The sequence below is a fragment of the Dialister hominis genome (assembly GCF_007164725.1).
Classification (GTDB): Bacteria; Bacillota; Negativicutes; order Veillonellales; family Dialisteraceae; genus Dialister; species Dialister hominis.
Genome location: NZ_AP019697.1, coordinates 355,378 through 376,406, shown reverse-complemented (window position 1 = coordinate 376,406; position 21,029 = coordinate 355,378). Strand labels below are relative to the sequence as shown.

Annotated in this window: 19 protein-coding genes and 1 pseudogene; 5 read left to right on the top strand and 15 right to left on the bottom strand. The window is 49.7% G+C overall.

Going from position 1 to position 21,029, the window contains the following annotated elements:
- Positions 1-6: 6 nt before the first annotated feature.
- The 8 genes and pseudogenes from Dia5BBH33_RS01725 to Dia5BBH33_RS01685 all read right to left on the bottom strand — a co-directional run bounded on the left by Dia5BBH33_RS01725 (position 7) and on the right by Dia5BBH33_RS01685 (position 7,562).
- Positions 7-918 carry an alpha/beta fold hydrolase gene (locus Dia5BBH33_RS01725; protein WP_143332236.1) on the bottom strand — a complete coding sequence of 304 codons (912 nt, stop codon included), beginning with the start codon at positions 916-918 and terminating at the stop codon, positions 7-9.
- 78 nt (positions 919-996) lie between these two features.
- A complete protein-coding gene (locus Dia5BBH33_RS01720; RefSeq protein WP_108850012.1) occupies positions 997-2,025 on the bottom strand; it encodes an alpha/beta fold hydrolase in 1,029 nt (342 codons plus the stop codon).
- Positions 2,026-2,057: 32 nt separating this feature from the next.
- Positions 2,058-2,504 (bottom strand): hypothetical protein, encoded by a 447-nt coding sequence (locus tag Dia5BBH33_RS01715; protein ID WP_022381687.1) that lies wholly within the window; start codon positions 2,502-2,504, stop codon positions 2,058-2,060.
- Positions 2,505-2,529: 25 nt separating this feature from the next.
- Positions 2,530-2,979: a hypothetical protein gene (locus Dia5BBH33_RS01710; protein WP_108850013.1), complete on the bottom strand. Its 450-nt coding sequence runs from the start codon at positions 2,977-2,979 to the stop codon at positions 2,530-2,532.
- Positions 2,980-3,009: 30 nt separating this feature from the next.
- Positions 3,010-4,218 (bottom strand): GNAT family N-acetyltransferase, encoded by a 1,209-nt coding sequence (locus tag Dia5BBH33_RS01705; protein WP_232518070.1) that lies wholly within the window; start codon positions 4,216-4,218, stop codon positions 3,010-3,012.
- Positions 4,219-4,237: 19 nt separating this feature from the next.
- Positions 4,238-4,738 (bottom strand): nitroreductase family protein, encoded by a 501-nt coding sequence (locus tag Dia5BBH33_RS01700; protein ID WP_022381690.1) that lies wholly within the window; start codon positions 4,736-4,738, stop codon positions 4,238-4,240.
- Between the two features lie 1,197 nt (positions 4,739-5,935).
- Positions 5,936-6,546: pseudogene (locus Dia5BBH33_RS11450) on the bottom strand (carboxylesterase family protein); the annotation flags it as partial.
- Positions 6,547-6,674: 128 nt separating this feature from the next.
- Entirely contained in the window at positions 6,675-7,562 is an 888-nt protein-coding gene (locus Dia5BBH33_RS01685; RefSeq protein ID WP_143332234.1) for a LysR family transcriptional regulator, read from the bottom strand.
- 143 nt (positions 7,563-7,705) lie between these two features.
- On the opposite strand from Dia5BBH33_RS01685, the gene Dia5BBH33_RS01680 reads away from it, so the two are divergent.
- Together Dia5BBH33_RS01680 and Dia5BBH33_RS11445 are read left to right on the top strand one after the other, a co-directional pair.
- Positions 7,706-8,140, top strand: a complete 435-nt coding sequence (locus tag Dia5BBH33_RS01680; RefSeq protein ID WP_143332233.1) for a nuclear transport factor 2 family protein — start codon at positions 7,706-7,708, stop codon at positions 8,138-8,140.
- Positions 8,137-8,700, top strand: coding sequence for a DapH/DapD/GlmU-related protein (locus Dia5BBH33_RS11445; protein ID WP_157952031.1), 564 nt, complete (start codon positions 8,137-8,139; stop codon positions 8,698-8,700). Before Dia5BBH33_RS01680 ends, Dia5BBH33_RS11445 begins: the two co-directional genes overlap by 4 nt.
- 271 nt (positions 8,701-8,971) lie before the next feature.
- Here the strand turns inward: Dia5BBH33_RS11445 and Dia5BBH33_RS01670 are convergent, their stop codons facing one another.
- Both Dia5BBH33_RS01670 and Dia5BBH33_RS01665 read right to left on the bottom strand, forming a co-directional pair.
- Entirely contained in the window at positions 8,972-10,549 is a 1,578-nt protein-coding gene (locus Dia5BBH33_RS01670) for an IS1182 family transposase (protein ID WP_143332231.1), read from the bottom strand.
- Positions 10,550-10,666: 117 nt separating this feature from the next.
- Positions 10,667-12,400 carry a carboxylesterase family protein gene (locus Dia5BBH33_RS01665; protein WP_143332230.1) on the bottom strand — a complete coding sequence of 578 codons (1,734 nt, stop codon included), beginning with the start codon at positions 12,398-12,400 and terminating at the stop codon, positions 10,667-10,669.
- 169 nt (positions 12,401-12,569) lie between these two features.
- On the opposite strand from Dia5BBH33_RS01665, the gene Dia5BBH33_RS01660 reads away from it, so the two are divergent.
- The gene (locus tag Dia5BBH33_RS01660; protein WP_143332229.1) at positions 12,570-13,328 is read left to right on the top strand and encodes a hypothetical protein; all 759 of its coding nucleotides are present in this window, start codon (positions 12,570-12,572) and stop codon (positions 13,326-13,328) included.
- Between the two features lie 114 nt (positions 13,329-13,442).
- On the opposite strand, the gene cytX is transcribed toward Dia5BBH33_RS01660, so the two are convergent.
- The 3 genes from cytX to Dia5BBH33_RS01645 all read right to left on the bottom strand — a co-directional run bounded on the left by cytX (position 13,443) and on the right by Dia5BBH33_RS01645 (position 17,901).
- Positions 13,443-14,621, bottom strand: a complete 1,179-nt coding sequence (gene cytX, locus Dia5BBH33_RS01655) for a putative hydroxymethylpyrimidine transporter CytX (RefSeq protein ID WP_022382268.1) — start codon at positions 14,619-14,621, stop codon at positions 13,443-13,445.
- Between the two features lie 149 nt (positions 14,622-14,770).
- Positions 14,771-16,903 carry a protease Lon-related BREX system protein BrxL gene (gene brxL / locus Dia5BBH33_RS01650; RefSeq protein ID WP_143332228.1) on the bottom strand — a complete coding sequence of 711 codons (2,133 nt, stop codon included), beginning with the start codon at positions 16,901-16,903 and terminating at the stop codon, positions 14,771-14,773.
- A gap of 26 nt (positions 16,904-16,929) precedes the next feature.
- Positions 16,930-17,901, bottom strand: a complete 972-nt coding sequence (locus tag Dia5BBH33_RS01645) for a PglZ domain-containing protein (RefSeq protein WP_143332227.1) — start codon at positions 17,899-17,901, stop codon at positions 16,930-16,932.
- A 213-nt stretch (positions 17,902-18,114) separates the two neighbouring features.
- Here Dia5BBH33_RS01645 and Dia5BBH33_RS01640 point away from each other — a divergent pair, with 213 nt between their 5' ends.
- Both Dia5BBH33_RS01640 and Dia5BBH33_RS01635 read left to right on the top strand, forming a co-directional pair.
- Positions 18,115-18,768 (top strand): transposase, encoded by a 654-nt coding sequence (locus Dia5BBH33_RS01640; protein WP_162501742.1) that lies wholly within the window; start codon positions 18,115-18,117, stop codon positions 18,766-18,768.
- Positions 18,725-19,306 (top strand): transposase, encoded by a 582-nt coding sequence (locus Dia5BBH33_RS01635; RefSeq protein ID WP_232518109.1) that lies wholly within the window; start codon positions 18,725-18,727, stop codon positions 19,304-19,306. The genes Dia5BBH33_RS01640 and Dia5BBH33_RS01635 overlap by 44 nt, the downstream gene beginning before the upstream one ends.
- Positions 19,307-19,320: 14 nt before the next feature.
- Here the strand turns inward: Dia5BBH33_RS01635 and Dia5BBH33_RS11000 are convergent, their stop codons facing one another.
- Both Dia5BBH33_RS11000 and Dia5BBH33_RS01630 read right to left on the bottom strand, forming a co-directional pair.
- Positions 19,321-19,500, bottom strand: coding sequence for a hypothetical protein (locus Dia5BBH33_RS11000; RefSeq protein ID WP_162501741.1), 180 nt, complete (start codon positions 19,498-19,500; stop codon positions 19,321-19,323).
- A complete protein-coding gene (locus tag Dia5BBH33_RS01630) occupies positions 19,448-21,001 on the bottom strand; it encodes a hypothetical protein (RefSeq protein WP_179951948.1) in 1,554 nt (517 codons plus the stop codon). Before Dia5BBH33_RS01630 ends, Dia5BBH33_RS11000 begins: the two co-directional genes overlap by 53 nt.
- Between the last annotated feature and the right edge of the window lie 28 nt (positions 21,002-21,029).

Below are 21,029 nucleotides of genomic sequence, written 5' to 3'. Positions count from 1 at the left end.
CTTCCATCAGTATAAAATCGGTTTCCCGAAAGGTATCTGTTCTTCGCCCTGCACTTCATCCATGCCTCTCTGCAGCGCTTCGATGTTGTATGCGATCTTCCTCGTCGTGACGAGCCCGGCTCTGGATGTGCCCATGAATGGTAGCATGGCCGCGCGGATCAGCGGGAAATTGTACATATACACCGTATGCCAGGCTCTCGGCACGATGCAGAGGCAGGAGTGCGGAATCCACTGGGATGCGGCAAAGGCAGTCACCATCGGGCAGTGGGTGTCGCCGTCTCCGCATACGAGGAGGACGGGACATTCGATCTGCGAAAGGAAATCTTCATCGATCTCCAGTGAATGGAGGTAGCTGATCTGCGTATTGAAGATTTCTTCGGCCCTTTCGGGTTCCGGCATGAGGGCTTCCTGCTGAGCGATAAAATCCGGATCAGCATTGACGACGTCCGAATAGGGAATCGATGACGGGATGAATCCCTTCTTCAGCGTTCCTGCTCCGATAGCGACGATGCGATCGACTATCTCAGGTTCCTCGATGGCCGCTTCCATGGCAGCATAAGCACCATCGCCCACGCCGACAATCATGACGGGATCTTCCGCCTCTTCATGAATGACGGCCAGGACGTCTGCTGCTTTCTGCGAAAGGGAAAAAGGAATATGACCCATTTCCGACTTCCCCTGTCCGCGTGAAGAAACGACGATGACGCGGTAATACTCGCGTATTTCATCGATCATGCTTCCCAGCTCATAGGAACAGCCGGTGCCCCCTTCATTCAGGATGACGACATCATCCCCCAGCCCATACACTTCGTAGTAAATCTTTGCGTCACCAAATGTGACGTAGTGCCCCGCTTCCGGATTATTTCCATACGGGGTTTCGCTGCCTTCCGTAAATTGAGGCTGCAAAAAGTACCGCATAACGCATCCTTCTTTCGTGCCCGCCCCGGGCCTTACTTCCATCCTCCACTCCCGCGAAGGGAGTTCTCCACAAAGGATTTAGTGATTGTCTCCCAGATTCCCGCTCTCCAGAATCTTATCATTGTAAGCCACTTTCTTTGACGGAAGGAGATCAGATTCCTTCGCATCAAGGAAAGGTTCTATTCCTGCCCATACGACAGGAAAATTATCCAGGAACGCCGTGTGCCATGCTTTCGGCACGATGAGGAGGCGTCCGTTCTTCAGAAGATCCGCCGCTTCGACCATCGTCACCATCGGTGCGTGGTCGTCTTCGTCCCCTGCGATCAGAAGGACGGGGCATTCGATCTTCCCAAAGGTTTCCTTGCCCACTTCCATGCCGTTCCAGAATTTCATGTAGTCCTTCATGAAGGACCCCCAACGCTCCGGTTCCGGCATCAGCTTCTTCTGCTGTGCAAAGAAGGCAGGATCGACTTTTTCAAGCGCTTCCACATCGATATCGGCTGAGAAATATCCCTTTCTCAGAGTACCTGCACCGATCGCTGCGATTCTTTCCACGCGCTCCGGCGCAAGGACGGCTGTCTCATACGCGGAATAGGCGCCGTCGCTGAAACCGACGATCATTGCTTTCTTCACATGCGCTGCATCCATGACAGCAAGGACATCTTCGCCTTTCTGTTTGTAGGTCAGAGGCGAATGACCGATTTCTGACCGGCCGTGGCCTCTTGTCGACATGACGATGACTTCATGGTTCTTCCTGAGTTCATCGATGATGCATCCCATTTCATAAGGAGTGCCTACGCCGCCTCCATGAAGAACGACGACCGGCGTTCCCTTGCCGTAGACTTCATAGTACAGCCTGGCATCACCGGACTGTACATAATGGCCAGCTTTTTCATTATTCCCATACGGTGTGCTGCTTCCCACAGCGTCCGCTTTTTCCGTGAACCAGCGAAGCGGCTGTGCTTCCTTCTGCTCCACGACGCCTGCCGTTCCATCTGCCGGCAGCGCTGCATAGGCTGCCTGTGCATCATGGATGCCATAAGCGGCCAGCACGCCTGCGCCAAGCGCGAGCGATGCAAGCCATTTCAACTGACTGTGTTTCTTCATATACTCTCCTCTAAGACTTTCATCAAAGGCCGTTACGGTTCATTGAAAAGCCAGAGGCGCGGTCTTGAAACTGCCTCGCGGATCTTGTCGCCAAGTTCGTTCAGCTTGGCCGAGCATGACGGAATCGAATTCTCATCGATCGGTATATACTCTCCCGATACCGTCAGGACATTTCCGTCTTCGTCCTCGATGGAAACGACCCAGCAGTTTCCTTCACCCTTGTCCTCTCCGCCAGACTTTTCTCCAAAGAAGGCTCCCAGAAGATTCAGGATTTCCTCTGCTTTTTCAGATGGGATCTCCAGATGCTGGTCCGGACAATCATACGTCTTCGTCTCCGCCGATTCACCCGGATTCTGTCCCGTGATTGTGACGTTTCCGCCGCGTCCGATCGTGACCGTCTGTCCCTTTTCAGTGCCCGGCGCCTCCGCCTCCTTCACTGAAGCAAGCCTCGACTCGATCGTAATCTTCGCTGCTTTCATGATCTCTCCTTTGCCGGATATCCGGCTACTCATCACTGCCGGTGAAGAGCCGGAAATCCCTCCGCCGCAGCATCTTTCTTGTCAGTCCGTCAAGGAAACGGGCGAAGGAGTCCCTGGCTTCCGCAAAGCCTGTCTCCGTCCACTTCGTCCCGTCCTCAAGCTGCAGCTTCACTTCCCAGATTTCATCACCCCTGACAGGCTCCCTCTCCGGGTGCATGGAAAAAATGCGCTGGTACTCGAAAAGAAGCTCCTTCGCTCTTTTCCCCGGAATCTGGAAATCTTCCTCGCTCTTGACCTTGAGCACAGGTTCCTTTTCGGATTTTGTCTTTTTATATGCAAACCTCTTGACCGAAATACGGCCGTTTCTGCGGATTGTGACCTCCTCGCGGACCTCACTTCCCGCGGGAGCCTTGAAGGCATTCTTATTCTCTGATGTCACCCTGACATTCTTCAGCTCCGGAATACCGTCTCTCATTATCCCTCCTGAAAGATCGTCTCCGTGTCTTTATTCTCCTGCAAGCAGACGATACATCACATGGATGTCTTCGTATTCGCCCTCTTTATTCTTGAAGCCTCCCGGGATGATGCCCAGGTCCGTGAAGCCAAGACGCAGGTATAGATGGTACGCATGGACATTGGAAGCGACCACTGCATTGAACTGGAGAATCTGGTAGCCGAGCGCCTTTGCCTGCTTCAGGCAGTCCTTCACGAGAAGCTCACCCAAGTGGAGCCCCCGGCAGCTGCTCTTCACTGCATAGCTGGCATTGGCAATATGGCCGACGCGGCCGATATTGTTCGGATGAAGAATGTAGAGGCCGACGATTTCGCCATCAAGCTCAGCGACAGCCGTATACTGCGCGCGGAAGAAATCTTCTGCTTCCTCAGGTGTCTTGAGTCCTCCGATCTGAGGAAATGCATTTCCTGCATCCACGATCTCATTCCATATCTGAGCGGCCTCCTTCGCATCCTCACCCTTGAAAGGACGGATGACGACATGAGCCCTTGCCTCATTCTCTTCGCTTTCCTTCTTCTCCTTCGGTTCCTCAAAAAGACTTGCCTTGCCGAAGACAGCGCTGAAATCATCGATAACAAGCGGTGCCTGATCTTTTGTGAACTTTGTCTTCTCGACGACGACAGCCACCTTCTTCGTCAGATCCACATCGATCGGCACGACCACGCGGTCGCCCTCTTCGATCAGCGGATCATCCGTCAGATAATAGTAGCGCTTGCCGCCCTTGACGAATTCAACCGTGAGGAGGATGTATCCTTCCTCCCAGCCCGTCTTGCCAGGCCTTCCATCGAAGAGCCAGAGACCGTAGCGGCGTTCCAGCTTTTCACGGATAAGCTGATTGAGATCCTTATCCCCAAGCTTGTACTCACCCTCGAGCGGGCCTGCTGCACGGTACTTCTGTCCCTCATCATCGGTCATCGTCAGTTTCCAGCCGCCGATATCCGTCGTGATTTCCGGAGTTTCCCAGTACTGGAAATATCCTGCACACGTTTCGAGGATTTCTTCTGCGTCCCCCTGCGGGATGCGGAATTCCTCATTCGATGCGACTACATTATCTACCGTTTCATCGCCGAAAAGGATTCGCTGCACACGCACGCGGCCGCTGGCATGAATCGTCACCCGCTGCTCCACTTCATCATTGAATTCCGGACGCGGGCGGAATGCTGTACTGGCTGAACTGATTTTGATCTTAACTAACTTCAATGGTAAGCCCCTTTTCTACTTATTTGATATAGTGAATCCTCGTCTCGTCGAAGCGATTCTGCTGCGGGCGCATCGGACGTGCCGGATAGCCTATCGCAAGCAGACAGAAAGGATCATATTCTTCTGGAAGATCGATGGCTGCTCTCGTATTGGCCATACGTTCCTCTTCCGGATAAACCCCAAGGTAAACGCCGCCCAAGCCCAGGTTATCTGCCTCGAGCCAGACGTTGCCGGCGCAGAGCGCCATATCCTGCTGAATCTTTTCAGGGAACGACAGCTTTTCCTTCCTGCATGCCAGAGCAATAATGAGCGGAGCTCCTGCTGCGCATGCGGAATGCTTGCTGACCTTGGAAAGCGCCTGGATCGTGTCCTTATTCGTGACCACATAGAACACCCACGGGCGCTGATTGCCTGCACTTGGCGCCTGCATGCCTGCATGTAGCATCTCTTTGATCTTCTCCTCTTCTACAGGCTGATCCTTGAACTGACGTACACTTACGCGGTGAAACAGATTATCCATCATCTGCCTCCTTCTTTTACGACGCGGCCCTTGGCGGCAATCCCCGGCCGCACCTCCGCGCTATTTTGATTATATTAAGTATACCATAAAACACATAGAAACCAATGAATTTATTTATCCACGGTCAATAAAAAATCTCCATGATATCAAATCCGTCATACCCTACGGAGAAGAATCATGGAGTCTTTTTTTCGGTCTTCCAGCCGTCTCCGATTCGGTTCAGAGTCAATTTTCCTTATGTGAGAAATGACGGTCGATCGGACCGCTCCACCAGCGTCCGGAGAGGACATGATGGATGATGATATCCTTCGCTTCCGGATCGATCGAATCATCCGCCTCAAGCGCACGGATGACATCCTCATACGTTTCATGCGCTGTGATCTGTCCGGCCGCAGCCGTATTCCCGTCCGTATGAATGACCAGCGAGCCGAAGCCATCCTTGGCCGTCATCCACTTCTGCCATTCCGGAAGGCCGTTTCCATTTGGATTTCCTGTCCTCATGAAATTTCCTATATACTGCTGGATCATGCGCTTCATATCCTGGAAGCCAGGGTTGTCGAAAGCATGAATCGGGAAATCTGCCGTCGTCGACGTTGCCCTGCCCGTCACGCACGGAATCCATATCCCATGCACGGAGCCTAAGAGAAGCGCTGCCGCATCCCCGACGATTTTCGGATCGTCTCCATAATCGATCGTCAGTGTATAAATAGGTGCCCTGTACTTCCCGACAAGCATCGATGCCGGAGCATCCGCATTGAACAAGCGGTACATCGCGCTTCCGTACTTCTTGGCAAATTCGAATTCCTTCCTCATTTTCTCATTCGTCAGGATGGAACGGTCTGCCACATACGGAGCGAAGTAAGGATCCTGCGCTGCATAGATCGAGAACTCATCCGTCCCCGTTTCCATCATAAGAGGCACGGTGGTAAATGTCTTCGACTTGAAGCCCATCGAGTCAAGCACGATGCCATCCGGATAGAGATGCGGGAATTCTTTCATACGGATATACGCCGGGCCGAAAGCCTTGGCAAGTCTCCCTGCGGGAAGTCCCAAGAGGTAATCCCTCACCTCCGGCGCATCCGAAAGGAGCCATTCCTCTGCCTCTGACAGATACGGCTTCACATGATCTTCCACGACAAGCGGAGCCAGGTGCTCTGCAAAAATTTTCTGCGACGGTTCGATTTCTGCCGTCGTCATGCCGCCGCTGAAAGAAATCGCCTTCTGGAAATATCCCTTCGCATCCGGCGAAATAAGAAGCTCCATCACATCACGTCCGCCCGAAGAGAAACCGGCGATCGTAATATTTCCGGGATTTCCCCCGAAGCTTACAATATTGTCCCTCATCCAGGAAAGGCCGCGGATGGCATCCAGGATTGCAAAATTTCCTGAAGCCTGCGCCGGGTCCTCACCCTTGATGGCACGAAGCGGATTGAAGCCAAGTGCACCCAGACGGTAATTCACGCTGATAGCGATGACGTTTGCTGCATAAGCGAACTCCGTGAAATCCACCTGATCCGCCCCGTCTGCTGCGTATCCGGGCGGTAAATATCCATATTGAGACAGTCCTCGACACCCGTCAGCACGCCGTCGCGGTTCACATGGATTCCCATCGGCCCGCTCAGCGTCGCATCACGCACGCCATCCCAGGCATCCGGATATTCAGGAAGCGACCAGCGCTCCGCCTTGCCATAGGGCACGCCCCGGAAAACAAGCGTCTTTCCGCTGCGATACCCTTCCAGGCATCCGTACCGCGTATTCTGTATCGTGTCGTACCAGTACTTCGATGCCACCCTGTCTCTGAAATGCATCCTTTCATTCCCCCTGTATCCGTATATCTAAACACTTTTGTTCATTTTCTCTTTATTCTCTTTATTATATCATTTTTTATGTGACAATTCGTAACAAACTGCCCTAAAAAATGTACGTTTCTGCACAACTATACAGCAAAGTCCGGATGGGCGGCGTATACAGAAAGGATCGTTTCTGCGAAATCCTCCGCATCGCGGCTCCCGCCGTCCGCATGAGAGAGAAGGACGCAGGGAATCCTCTCCTCGCAGTCGAAGAGCGTCCAGGCAAATTCCCCATTATGATCATCAAGGAAACCGGGCGCCAGGCATACGCCCCTTCCCGCTGCCACATTTGTCAGCGTCGTCTCATGATCATGACTCGTGAAGAAATCCACGCCCACCTCCTCGATCATCCGCTTCTGCACACGGCGAAGAGGCGGAGGCGAGCCGCCGCCCACCATCAGAGTGCGGCCGCGAAGATCCTCCGGACGGACGATATCCTTCCCTGCAAGCGGGTCGTCCTTCTTCGTGATGAGATAGATCCGGCTGTCAAAGAGCGGATAGGAATGCACATCAGGGATACCCTTCGCATCTCCTGCCATGGCAAAGATCAGATCTTCCTCGCCCTTCAGGAATGAAGAGAAATCCGAGAAAGGAAAGAAATGCGGCATAACCGTCACATCCGGATGCGTCTTTTCAAATGCCTTCATCGCCTCTGGAAGATAGTACAGACACGACCGCATCGGAAGAGCAATCATCACTGCACTCCGGTACCTCGCGCTGAAATTCTGCCCCTGCTCGATGGCGGCCTTCAGCTCCTCGCGGATATTCCTGAGCGTCTGAAAGAACTGCTCTCCTGCCGGCGTCACCTCCGCACCGCGGCCTGAGCGAAGGAAAAGAGCAAGACCGATCTCATTCTCCAGCGCCTGGATCTGGTACGAAAGAGAAGGCTGGAAAATGAAAAGATTCTCCGCCGCCCGGTTGAAATTCTTCACCTGCGCAAGCTCGAGCGCATAGTCGATCTGCTTCGTATTCATGGCTCTTCCTCCAATCAACTTTTTCTATTGATTATAGTATATCTCAATTAGATTTCTAAATAAGCGAAAACTATAATGAAACCAAAACGAAAACTATAATGAAACCAATCAAAGTATTTCATCAGTCAAAAGGAGCGATTCATATGTCACTTGAAATCTTAGAAGAAAAAGAAGCCATCCGCGAAGTCATCGACCGTTTTTCGAACCTGGAATGCGACGTCCCCGCTCAGCAGGCACTCTTCACCAAGGACGCCCACATCATGGTCCACATGGGAGGCATCCTTGCCATGGACATCCACGGCTCCGAAGAAATGAGAAACCAGTTCGAAGGTTTCACCAAAACCGTCAAAGCCTCCCACCACATGAACGGGCAGCAGGTCATTGAAATAGAAGGAAGCACCGCGACCGATACCCACTACTGCCGCGCCGCCCTCATCACAGAAGAAAATGGAAAGACATACATCACCGACAACTACATCCGCTACGTCGACACCCTCGTCAAAGAAGAAGGCACATGGAAAATATCCATCCGCGACCAGTACTTCGTCATCGTAGAAAAAAGAGAAATGAAAGCATGAAAAAAGATATCTTCACAAGACTTAGAAACGGCGAAGCCATCGATATGCAAACCGATGAAGACTATAAAGGGACCGCATGGAATGAAGTAGAGAGGACCATGAACCTCTGCTGGAAAGCAAACTCCGTCCCTCCCTTCGATCCCATCGTGCGCCAGAGCCTCGATGAACTCTTTCAGGGAATACTCTCCGCCTCCTCCACCATCCTGCCGCCCTTCCAGCTCGACTTCGCCTGCCAGATGGAAATAGGAGAAGGCTGCTTCATCAACCATGGCCTCACCGTCATGAGCACCGGCGGTGTCACCATAGAAGACGGAGTCATGATAGGCCCCGATGCCTCCATCCTCACCGTCAACCACGACTTCGAAAACACCTGGATCATCAAGTGCAAACCCGTCCGCATCAAAAAGAAAGCCTGGATCGGAGCCAAAGCCATTATCATGCCAGGCGTCACCATAGGCGAAGGCGCAGTCATAGGAAGCGGAGCCATAGTCACCAAAGATGTCCCCGACCACACCATAGCCGTAGGGAATCCAGCCAGAGTCATAAAGAAAGTGGGATGAGAATACGATAACAGCAGCCGAATAAGCTGTCCCCGTTAGGGGAAAGTGGCGCGAATGCGCCGAAAGGGGTTCATCTCCACGAACGAAGTTCGGTTATACATTTCGCAGAAAGGATTTCCGCAACAAAAGGGGCTGTGACAAAATGGTCAATCATTTTGTTGCAGCCTCTTTTTTGCGTCTTTATTTCATCATTTTTAGCTCTGCTGTAAGCCTTTTACGTAAAAATGCGCGTAAGCCCCCTTACCCCCATAAGACTTTTAATTATATTGTCTTAGGCGGCAATCCTTATACGCATTATTTTTGTGATGTATTTCCTTAAATTATAGCCAAGTGCTACCAGGTATAACTCGGCTTTTACAGAATCTATCCCTTTTCTGACGATTCTTTTGTACCATCTGTCATGTTTCATGATTCCAAAAGTTCCTTCAGCCTGGATTGACCGGTTCATTCTTAGCAGGGCTCCATGGATGCTTTCCAGATTATCCTGAACCTCCTGGTACATGTTATTCCGTTCTCTGCTCAATGAGATTCTTTTGTTCTTCGGGGTCTTTTTACATTGCTCTGCCAGCGGGCATCCTTGGCAGTCTTCGCATTCAAATACTTCCTCCTGCCTGCCGTATAAGTTCCCTCTGACCAGATGTCTATAGATAAATTTGAAAGCCCTGTCATTTGGACAACGGATGGTTCCATTCTCATCAACTCTAAAGTTTATTGGCCGAAACGGATTGGTATGGTATTTCTTGTCTTTCGTTTCTTTCTTGTACATGGGGAATTTCATATACTTTTCCATACCGTGCTGCTCGCAATAGATGTAATTGTTGAAAGATCCATATCCTGCATCTGCCACAGGATACTTAGGATAAGCCCCATAGACTTCGTGGAATTCCTCCATCAGCGGTACGAAGCAATCCATATCTGAACGATACTGGTTAACATCAATTACGGCAATAAATTCATCGGCAACACCTATTTGGACATTGTATGCAGGCAGAAGCTGATCATTTCCCATGTAGTCCGACTTGATTCGCATGAATGTTGCATCCGTATCGGTCTTCGAGTAACTGTTTCTGGAAGTACCGCATATCTGTATCTTCTCAACATATTCTTCAAGTTTTGATGTATATGCCTTAAGCTGCTCATACTTGCGTTGATGATCGGACTTGCGATGCCCGCTTCCATGAACAAAGGCCGTCTCATCAATCTGCCAGATTTCTTTTAATTTATCCAATACCAGACGCAGATAGTCCGGAGCGTATTCTGTATTGATGTTTACACTCATATGGTCATACTTAAGATCATCATTGAGTAACTCAAAAAGGCTGGTAATCTTGGCAAAAAGCTTGTAGCGGGATTTTTCAGCGGATTTCTTCCATACCCAGCTGTATTTATTTGCGTTCGCTTCAAACTTGGAACCGTCAATATATATATGCTGCAAATCCACGTTGAGTTTGCCGCAGAGTTCTTTCGTAATTGAATAAAAGATATCCTTGAGAAAATACTTAAGAAAGCCCTTCACGAAATGACAGAATGTCCGATAGGATGGGGCTTCATAATTCATCAGGTACATATATCTGATGTTAACCCTGCAATTATCTTCAAGTTTTCTAAAAGAGCAATATCCTTCTTCTGCGAAACCATAGATGATCGTTTTCAGCATGTTGACGGGATTATACCTGGGTCTGCCAGCGCCACGCGTCGGTATGTAACGAAGGTACTTTTTAAGATCGATTTCCTCCATAAATCTGTCATACATTAAAACAGGATCATCGACATTGAGAATCTCAGAGGGAAACATTGGCAAAATGCCTTGTTCTGCGGTAAAATGATTGCTAGTGTTGTTATTTTTCATTGCAAAAAAATTATAACACGAAAGGCTCTGCCCCGGACCAAATGATCCGGGGCAGAGCCCTTTTTGTTGGGATGAATTTTGTCACATCCCCTTTTGCTTACTCTTATTTTTTTATCTTTACTTCGTCTTTGTCCCGAAATGCTGATCAAGGGGCTTGCTCCACCAGCGGCCGTTGAGGACGTTGTGAATGATAGCCTCCTTGTCTTTCTTATCGACAGTCTTGTCGGCCTCCATTTCCTTGAAGACTTCGTCATAGGAAGACCGGGTGTCTGTCATCTGGATGTTTGCTTTTTCTCCATCGGCATTGACGACGAGGTTGGATGGGCCGGTCTTGGTGCTAGTCCACTGGTTCCAGGTCGGGAGTCCCTGGCCATTCGGGTTGCCGTCCCACATGAAGTTTCCGATGTACTGCTGGACTTTTCTTGTGAGATCGAGGGCGCCCGGGTTGTCGAGGGAGCCTTTCGGATAGGATGCGGTTGTGGATGTCGCATAGCCGGTGACGAACGGGATCCAGATGCCATGGACGGAGCCGGAGAGGAAGGCGGTTTCCGGGCCTACGAGTTCAGGATTATTTCCGTAAGCAATCGTCATGGTATAGATTGGCGCTTTGTAGCGGTCGAGCATCTGCTCAGCAGAAGCTTCTGCGTTGAAGAGGCGGTACATTTCACTGCCGTACTTCTTGGAGAAAGTGAATTCTGCATATTTCTTTTCATCGGTGAAGACGGTCTTGTCCTTGACGGATGGTGCGAAGTAAGGATTTATTCTCGTGTAGAGGGAGAATTCATCTGTACCGGTCGTCATGATGAGCGGCACTTCATTCCATTTCTTCGTCTTGAATCCGTCTTTCGGAAGGACGGTGCCGTCAGTGAAGAGGTGCGGGAAGGCTGCCATGCGGATGCCTGCGTGGCCAAAGGCCGTCGCAATGCGTTCTGCCTGAAGGCCGTTCAGGTATTTGGCGACTTCCGGTGTATCCTTCTTCAGCCATGCGATGGCTTCTTTTTTATTTGGCTTCACGCCGTCAGCGACGACGAGCGGAGCGAAGGCTTTGGCATAGATGCCGATGGCCCAGGACGGGTCGGAGGTCGTCATGCCGCCGCTGAAGGAAATGGCTTTCTGGAATTTCCCCTTTGCTTCCGGTGAAATGAGGAGCGCCATCACATCGCGGCCGCCAGAGGAGAAGCCCGAGACAGTGATATTGTCCGGATTGCCGCCGAAGTTTGCGATGTTTTCCTTGACCCAGTCAAGGCCCTGCAGGGCATCCAGGAAACCGTAATTTCCTGAGCTCTCCACCTTCGTGCCATGATGGACAGCCGGGAGCGGATTGTAGCCGAGAGCCCCCAGGCGGTAATTGATGCTGACGGCAACGACGTTCGCTCTCTTGGCAAACTGCGAGAGGTTCACCTGATCGGCAGCGCCATTCTGGTTATTGCCGCCGTGAATGAAGTAAAGAACCGGAAGATTCTGTTCCTTCGTAGCCGGACGGAAAATATCGAGATTGAGGCAGCTTTCTACGCCCTTCACGCCCTTGGCCGTTTCCTGCGTTCCCATCGGGCCTGTCTTCAGCGCATCGCGCACGCCCGTCCAGGAAGAAGGATTTTCCGGAGTTTTCCAGCGCTCTGCCTGGCCGTAAGGCACACCGCGCCAGACGAAATCATCGCCTTCCTGCGCGCCCTGAAGAAGGCCGTACCTTGTCGCCTGCAGCGTCGAATCCGCATACGCCGGAGCCGGCACTTGCGCCTTCTGCGTGACGGCAGCAGGACTTGCCTGCGGTGCAGCAGCCGCATAAGAAGACAGCGGCATGACAAGAGCGGCGGCAGCCATGGCCGCCAGAATCCATTGTTTCCCTTTCATATCTATCCCTCCTGATTCATTATTAAAATCATGAATTCAGTATACTACCTGCGTGCTCCTGCGTCTTATGCAGAAATACTATCAGGCAAAATCACGCGGATAACAGGAGGAAATTTGCTCACCAGTATATAATAATAAGCAAACACTAATGAAAGAAGGATACTCATCCATGAACCATAAACGACTTGCCGCAGCCCTCCTGACTGCGCTTGCTCTCACGATCCTTCCCGCCATGGGAACTGCCTTTGCCGAAGACGGCGTAGACGCCTACGGACGCCCCGACGCGGCCGCAAGAACTCAGCAGGAAAATCCGCCCGTCACCGTCTCCATCACTCCATCCGATACACAGGAACCTTCGGAAAATACGGCTGAGGAAACACAGGAACCAGCACCTCAGGAAGAAGAAAACAATGAAAACAGTGAAAATGCAGACGTCGCTGTTTCCTCCATTTCCACAAGCACGTCCGATAAAGGCGAAAGCACTGTCATCACCATCGACGTACTCCCTGCCAAAGCAGAGCCCGAACCCGTCGACAACCTTGTCCTCGCTGCAATGAAAGAGCATGAAGCGAAAATGGCAAAGGAAAAGGAGAGCCCCGCGCCCGTCAAGGACGCCCTCTATTCCCTTCCGACTGAAGCAAATGTCAATGGAAAGCCCGCCATCATCCCCGCAGCCACGGCCGATGACGTAGAGCCAGACTACATGAAAGACGACCAGAGACCCACCGTCGGAGGAGAATCCGCACCGGGCGGCATCAAGACCCCGGGCGTCATGACCACAGCCAAAGATGGCCGAAAGAAAGTCACCATCAAGAAATCAAACAAAGACAAGAAAAACGCCGCCGAAAATCTTCTCGACACCCTCGCCTCCTTCGCCAAAACCGTAGCCGGCAGCCAGACAGCAGACAAAGAGAAGAAAGAAAAATAGTGTCAGCAGAAACTACTGAAAGAAAGGGTTCCGCATAACGAGCTTTACCCATTACAAAACCCCGAGTCAGGAAAATCATTTCCCTGACCCGGGGTTTCTTTTTCTATGATTTCATTATCTCGACTGTACGCATCTTGCGCCTACGGCTTTATGAACGAGGGCGCTGGCCAGCATGACGAGGACGATGACGGGGAATGTGATTCCCAGCGGTGTCTGGACGTCGAGGAGCTGGCGGTAGAGGATGAAGCCTGCCAGCCAGAGGGCGAGGTTCAGCCAGTCTACGCTTTCTTCGCTGTGGTCCTGCTTCAGGATGAAGTAATCCGAAAGAAGGATGGCTGTCATCGGAGCGAAGACGGATCCGATGAAGTACAGGAATTCCTCGAAACTGCTCGAGTCCATCATGACAGCAAGGCCGATGCCGCCTGCGCAGGCGATAAGGGCGAGCGCTTTTTCAGAAAGTCCGGAAATCAGTGTCTTTCCGGAAACGCCGGCAGAGAATGCATCCAGGAATGTCGTCGTGACAGTCGAAAGAAGGACAATCAGGATTCCGACAAGGCCCATACCTGCCTGAAGAAGGATCTGGGCGATATCATCCTGCCCGGTATAGAGAGCGGCGCCCATACCGATGATGAACATCCAGGAGCTTGCGGCAAAGTAAGCCAGGCAGCTCGCTGCCGTTGCTTTGAAAGGTTTCTCCGCGATGCGGGTATAGTCGGAAATGACAGGAAGCCAGGAAAGAGGCATAGCCACCGTGAGCTCTATCGCTGCGCCAAGCGTCATGTCTCCCACAGCCTGCGGCACATGGTCTCCCATGAAAATCACACCGCTCAGGACAAGCGTCAGAAGAAGGAGAGCCGCAATCACGACCACATTCACCTTCCCCAGATTCTTGAGTCCAAGGACGATCCAGAGAGCAATGAAAGCGCCGATGATGACACTCCATACAGAACTCCCCATCCCGGAAAGCGTATTCGCAGCCGCGGCAGCGCTCGCAATCATCACCGCCGTCCAGCCGATCAGCTGGATGACATTCAGCCCGGCAAAGAGCCTGGCTCCCTGATGGCCGAAAGAAATCGCCACCGTTTCCATCGCACTCTTCCCCGTGCGCCCGCCGATCAGCCCTGCGCCAAACATCACCGCGCCGCCGATCACGTGACCGATCAATATAGCCAGAAGCCCCTTCGCCAGTCCCAATGGCGCAAGAAGCATGCCCGTCAGAATTTCAGCAATCGATATCCCTGCCCCGAACCAGAGCAGCCCATTCGAAAAGACACTCGTCTTATTCTCACTCATAAAAGCCCCCGCTTTCCTAATGCTCCCTAAGGAGCCATTCATCATTTCCTAAAAGTATAATATAACGGCCGAATGAGTTCAAGGAAAGCTGGAATGCAGAAATAGCAAAAGAAAAAGGCCAGCCGGGGTGAGGGCTGACCTTTTCGATATTATTCAACACCCAGTGCCTTGAAGACAGCATCTTTTGCGGATGTGTAGAAAATCAATTGAAAACTAGACATCAGTGTTGCGGGAACAGCAGCAATTTCCTGAGCAGAGATGATTGGGATTAATACCTTCTTAGCCCCAGAATCCAGACATACCTGAAGAGAAGAAGCCAAATCATCGACAGGGAGAAGTGATCCGCTGATAGTCATATCTCCAAGCACCGCAAGACTACTGATCGTTGGTTTTCCAAGAGAAATTGAGCACAATGCAATGAGTGTCGGAAGTGCAAGTTTATTTGTCATTCCGATCCCCTGCATATCCTGATAGCCAATGATGAAATCAAAAAGTTTTGTATTGATTGCTCCGCTAATCTGATTTACATTTGCTTTCAGGAAATTATAGGCCGTATTGACCGATTCTTTCGCTTCTCTATCATTACCAAGTCCAGTCTTGTCAAACTTGCCGGACCCGCCCATCATTTGTGTTTCCAAACGGAAAACGCCAATCATGCCCGTCTGCCCTCTTGAGACAGTATAGACTTGCCCGGGATTGCAAAGACCTTCCGGAATTAACTTTCCAGATCCCTGCTCTGGTACAGAAACAAATTTCTCCTCAAATGACTGCTGATCAATATAACTGAAATTAACGTCATAGAACTCCATGCCGCCCAGTCTCTTAAGCTGCTCCTTAACTCGTCTGCGCATTTCGAGTGCCATTCTGAGACATTCTTCGACATCTTCCTTCGTGTATTTTCCATTCGGATACAAAAGTTTGATATATCCATCAACCATCTTGCGGACAGCAATCGTATCTCTCTGGTTCAGATTCTTTCCAAGTCTGAAGAACTGGTCAATAGCATCACCATGACTTTCCTTACGCAGCTCGCGCATAAATTCAGCCATGTAGTCAGTGATAAATCCATAATCATCCGTAAAATGTTCCGGACGGAATTTTGGAATTTCCCACCCCGGATTATAACAGCGAATGCGGTCAAGGAATGCCGTATCCGTTCCCATCTCCGGAGGGAAAGGATCAAAGAGGCTCGATGTTTTAAGAAGGACATCCACACTCTGATTAATATTTCCCACAAAAACCATAGAAGCAGATGCGGAAATTTCTTCTTTGCCCCTTGCGAAAGACCCTGACGCCATATAGTCCTTCATAATCTGTACACCGTCATTGTCTTTGAATTTGATACCGGCGACTTCATCAAATGCCACACAGTCCCAAAGACCTACGAGGCCTACGGCATGACGTCCCATATTATAGAAAAGATTAGCGACGGTTGTCTGCCCGCCAGAGACAAGAATACTATTAGGAGAAATTTCCTTGTATAGATGCGATTTTCTTGTACTTCTCGGTCCCAGTTCACAGAAATTGAAATTATTCTCGACAAGAGGAAGCATACGGTTCAAAAGAAGCCACTTCTCACGATAAGTAAATTCATCCGGTTCCATCCCAGAAGATCTCAGTAGTACATCGATCCATTCTTCCTTCGTGAAAGCTTTCCTGCCTTCTCTTAATTGTTCCATATCAATATGAGGCATCTGGATTGGTTTCAGAGAACAAACCGTAATCGGAGAAAATTCTCTCTTCTTATGTTTTTGTCTGCCTGTCTGGATTTGGGGAGACGCCTTATGCATGAACTCCGGCAATTCCGGCTCAGGCTCATATTCGGATGCATATTCGAGACGGACAATGCACCAGATTCCTCCGCGGAGCAAACGGTCATACTTTGTAGGGAATTCCTCACCAATCGGAATTCCTGTCAATCCCAGGTTCGAAAACGACGCTTCATAGCGATCTTTTTTAATATTAAGCGCTACAGAAACCATATCAATAATCGTATGCGTTCCCTGTTCACGAAGAAGAGACAAAACTTTCTGCGCTTCATCTGGGCGAACGTAATTTGATGCGAGTATTTTTTTGACAGTTTCTACCCCATCTTGAATGATTTCTTCATCTTCAGAATTGCAGTATTGCCCGAGCAGGTACTCTAATACATACACAGGAACATTAGCGCCTTCCTTGATTTTCTTTGTCAGATCCTCGCGTACGATTTTACCATTGAAATATTCGCGCAGCTTGGCTCTGATTTCATCCCGGACGTTTTTATCCAGCTCTAGATCATCCATTCTCTTTCCCCCTTGAACACGTCCACTTAGAAATCAATATCATCCGTTGGAATCGAAATATTGATATGGAATTCTTCTTTAACAGGCTGCTGAAGACCACTTTCATCAGCAATGACAAGGTAATACGTATTGAGTCTGCTGTATTTCTTTCTCTTCAAATTGAATTTGCAACGGAAAGCTCTTTCCTTTGGATCATCACTTTCCTTATCTGCAATAATTCTATTTATATCACTAACCTTTTGTTTTTCTCTATCTTCAAAATAGACCTGGTAAGAAGCAGACTGGCGATTTCCTCCAACAGGATCCTTTTGAAGGAAATTTAGATTGAAAATTATATTGCTAATCAATCGATTAGATGACACTAAATCCACTTCAACCGGTTTGGTGTCAAGTTCATCTTTCTTATTAAGATACTTTTGCGTTGACTGTCTAAAATACTCAAAATTCAATACAGGAACAACCATCTCCTGTAAGCTGATCCCACCATGGACAAAATTCAGTCCACCGCCTTTTTTCTTGATTCTTACATACTCACGGGGTGCAAAAGCTTCATAATCTGTCTTCCCATCCATAAAGCGAACAGGCAGCAGGAAATCCGGCTTTGCTCCCTTCTTCGTAATCAGGTATCTCCGGTCGACTTCTACATCCTTTGCATCAGACGACGTCTTATCTACCTTTGAATCTTCTCTCAAAGGACTGTAGGTATAAATAAATCCATGATCCGCTGTAATAAACGCTCTCGTGCTATTCATCTCATTAACAATGATATGCATCATATTTTTGATTTCCTGAATAGCCTCATCGCAGGCCGGGAAAACAGCACTGTTAGAAGTATGGCTGGCTTCATCGATCTTATCATGGTAGATATAAACAATGTCCATGCCTTTTACCATAGCCTGACACTCTTTTTTCTTGACCCGGATGATGTCGCTATATTTCAAAGCTAGGTTCTTCACGCTTTTTTGTGGGATAAAAATAATAACATATAAAATTGGCATTGAAAAAGAGCATTATCTACTCCAAAATGTAAGTTGCCTAAAACTACGCACGGAGGTCGAATAATGCTCTTTTATTACCATAATGAAATCACTTTTAATTGTCAATATTATCGTACAGAAAATATCACTAACCATCCAAATCCTCATTGCCATACCCGAGTTACCAGTCTACGGACTGCCAGAGATTTTTCCTGTCCGCACTGTCACTCCCGTATGTATAGTTATGGGGCTTTTTCTGTACTCATCAAGGATTTTCCAGATCTTCCTAAGCAAAAGAAGTATATAGAGTTCTCGGGGCGCAGATTCCGCTGCACATCCTGCGGGGAGACCATAACGGAAGATATCCCCTGCCAATGCCCTTTCACACGCGTTACTTGGGATATGGCCTTGTGGATTATCCATCTGCTTAAGTGTCATACATCCATTTCTGCCATTTCGGCCATGCTCTCTGTACATTGGAGTACCATACAGAAAATACAAAAGCATATCATGGATAAGGCGTTGGCTGCCTTTGAAACCTGCCTGAAGAAAAGTAACTATCGCCCACGGTATTTGGCCGTAGATGAGTTCGCTATCCATAAGGGCCATCGCTATGCCACCTGCGTTATGGATTTGGAAACGGGATTCATCTTGTGGGCCGGCCTGGGCCGCTCCATGTCAGATTTTGAGCACTTCTTTAAGAGCATTGGCCTTTCGCTTCTTTCCAGGCTAAAAGCGGTGGCCATGGATATGAACGCATCCTTTAACAGGCTGTTCCAGAAATATTGTCCGAAGGTCCCCATCGTTTATGACCGGTACCATATGAAGGCACAGTTTGGGCGTGATGTTATGGGAGCCGTGCGCCTGGAGGAAGCACAAAAAGCATAAGCAGGAAGCAGAAACATTAAAGGAATATACGAAAGAAACTAATAATCCAGAGCTCCAGAAGATGGCCAGGGAAAAGAGCCATGAAGAAAGGAAGCTTTATACCGAATTAAAGAAATCCCGATGGATACTGTTAAAGAAGGACGACCACCTGAATGAAAGGCAGAAAACTCATCTGTTGGATATCCTGAGCGAGCATAGGGATTTGGCGATTTGTTATGCCATGAAGCAGGAGATGACTCGTCTGTTCACATTGACTGACTATGAAGAAGCTCTCGCCGGATGGACAAAATGGATTCAGGCTGGACTGGAGAGCGGGATTCCTGCCCTGGTAAAGTTTGCCCGGCAAAAGCAGAAGCGAATCAAGGGACTGGCTGCTCATGCCCTGTATCCTATCAATACGGGGAAGTTTGAAGGATTTAATAATAAGATCAAGGTACTAAAAAGAATCGGATATGGGTACCGAAACATGGATTATTTCTTTACCCTTATCCGATTCCATTCTTTACCTAAAAATTATTCATCCCCAAAATTTCCGTGAAGAGCCTCTTTTATTTATCTTACCCAGGGGTGGTTGGTTCTCCTCCCGTGGTGCCTTCTTCTGGCCCAGGGGGAAATCCGCCTCCTCATGACAAATCCTTCCTCTTCCTTATGAAGAGCGGAAAGATCGGCTGTTTCTTTCTTATTTGGCTTCGTCAGAAGGTTTAGCAGCTGGTTCAGCTTTTCCTTCAGCATTTGCGGCATCTTCAACGGGAGCATTTTCCTTTCCTGCTGCTTCAGCTTCGGCTCTTTTCTGGGCAGCTCTTTCTTCGATTTTTGCCTTATAGTCTTCTGCTGTCTGGCGAAATGTTTCCTTCGTCCGAGCGGCAGCCTGCTGGGCAGCTTCCTTGTATTCTGCTGTCTTTGTCTTCACGGTATCGGAAACTTCCTGTACCTTTGTCTTTGTGGTATCGGTGATTTCCTGTGCGCGTTCCTGGGCAGCCTGTGCCTGGTCATACGCCTGGATCTTCAGCTTTCCAGCCTGGATCTTTGCTTCCTGCATCTGGACGCGTGCCTGGGCTTTCAGCTTTTCAGATCTCAGCTTCATCTGTTCGGACTGGACTTCTGTCCTGTACTTCATTTCATCGGTCTTCTTCTGGAGGACGTCCATCTGGTCTCTGGCCATGCCTCTCATATCATTGGCACGTTCAGCGGCATCCTTCCTGAATTCACGGCTCTTGATGCGGGCGATAGCCTGCAAATCCTTTGCCGTCTTCTGTGCTGTTTCCTGAGCGACTTCGGAAGCACCGAGGATGGTGTACTTGGCGTTTTCGATCTGTTCGTCCGTGACTCCTGCCTTCTTCAGCGCATTGACGAGCTTGTCTCCGAAAATGTTTGCCTTGTCCTGCAGCTGGTCAGCCAGCTGATTGATGGTATTGTGAGCTCTTTCCGGATAGATGTCGTTCCAGCTCTTCTTCAGTTCCTTGGTGAAATCTTTCTTTTCATCGCCGAGCGGTTCATCCTTCTTCGGATTGGCTTCGAGTTCCTTTTCGTCCTTTTCGCCGTTTGCCTTTTCTTCTTCAAAGACTTCCTTGTACGGACGTGTATCATCCGGCATGCCGTCCTTGATCCATCTCTGCGCTGCCTTGCCTACGCCGTAGGTGACGGAAACGCCGATCGGAATCTGCATGGCAGCAATCGGAATCAGTGTGGCAAGCGTGCTTCCCACAACGGTAGCGCCCATCGATCCCAGAAAGGAGAGAACGGCGGTCTGGTTGAGTTCCACGCCATATACTTTGCCGATCTTGGAAATCATGTAAACTTCATTGGCAATAAGAGCGACTGTGCCGAGAAGCGGAGCGGCAACGATGACGCCGGCTCTGCCTGCGCCCCAGCGGATCAAACTGTCTGCTGTTTCATCGCGGTCGTCGATGATATTGATTTCGACATCGGCTTCCGGGGAATCGACATGAACTTCTTCAGCAGGTTCTTCTGCTTCAGGAGCAGCTTCTTCTGCTTTCGGTGCTTCTTCTGCGGCCGGTTCTTCCTTCGGAGCTTCTGCCGGAGCTTCTTTGACTTCTTCAGCCGAAGCTTCTTTGACTTCGGCAGCGGTTTCCATCGGGACACCTGCGGCTTCCTTTTCCATTGGCACTCCTGCCTGCGGTTTTTCCATAGGAACTTCTGCTTCCTTCTTGACTACAGGAGCATTTTCCGGACGAACAACCGGTGTCTTTTCCAAATCCTTATCTTCGTTCATAATTTCCTCCTTGCCCGGCGCGGCCGGT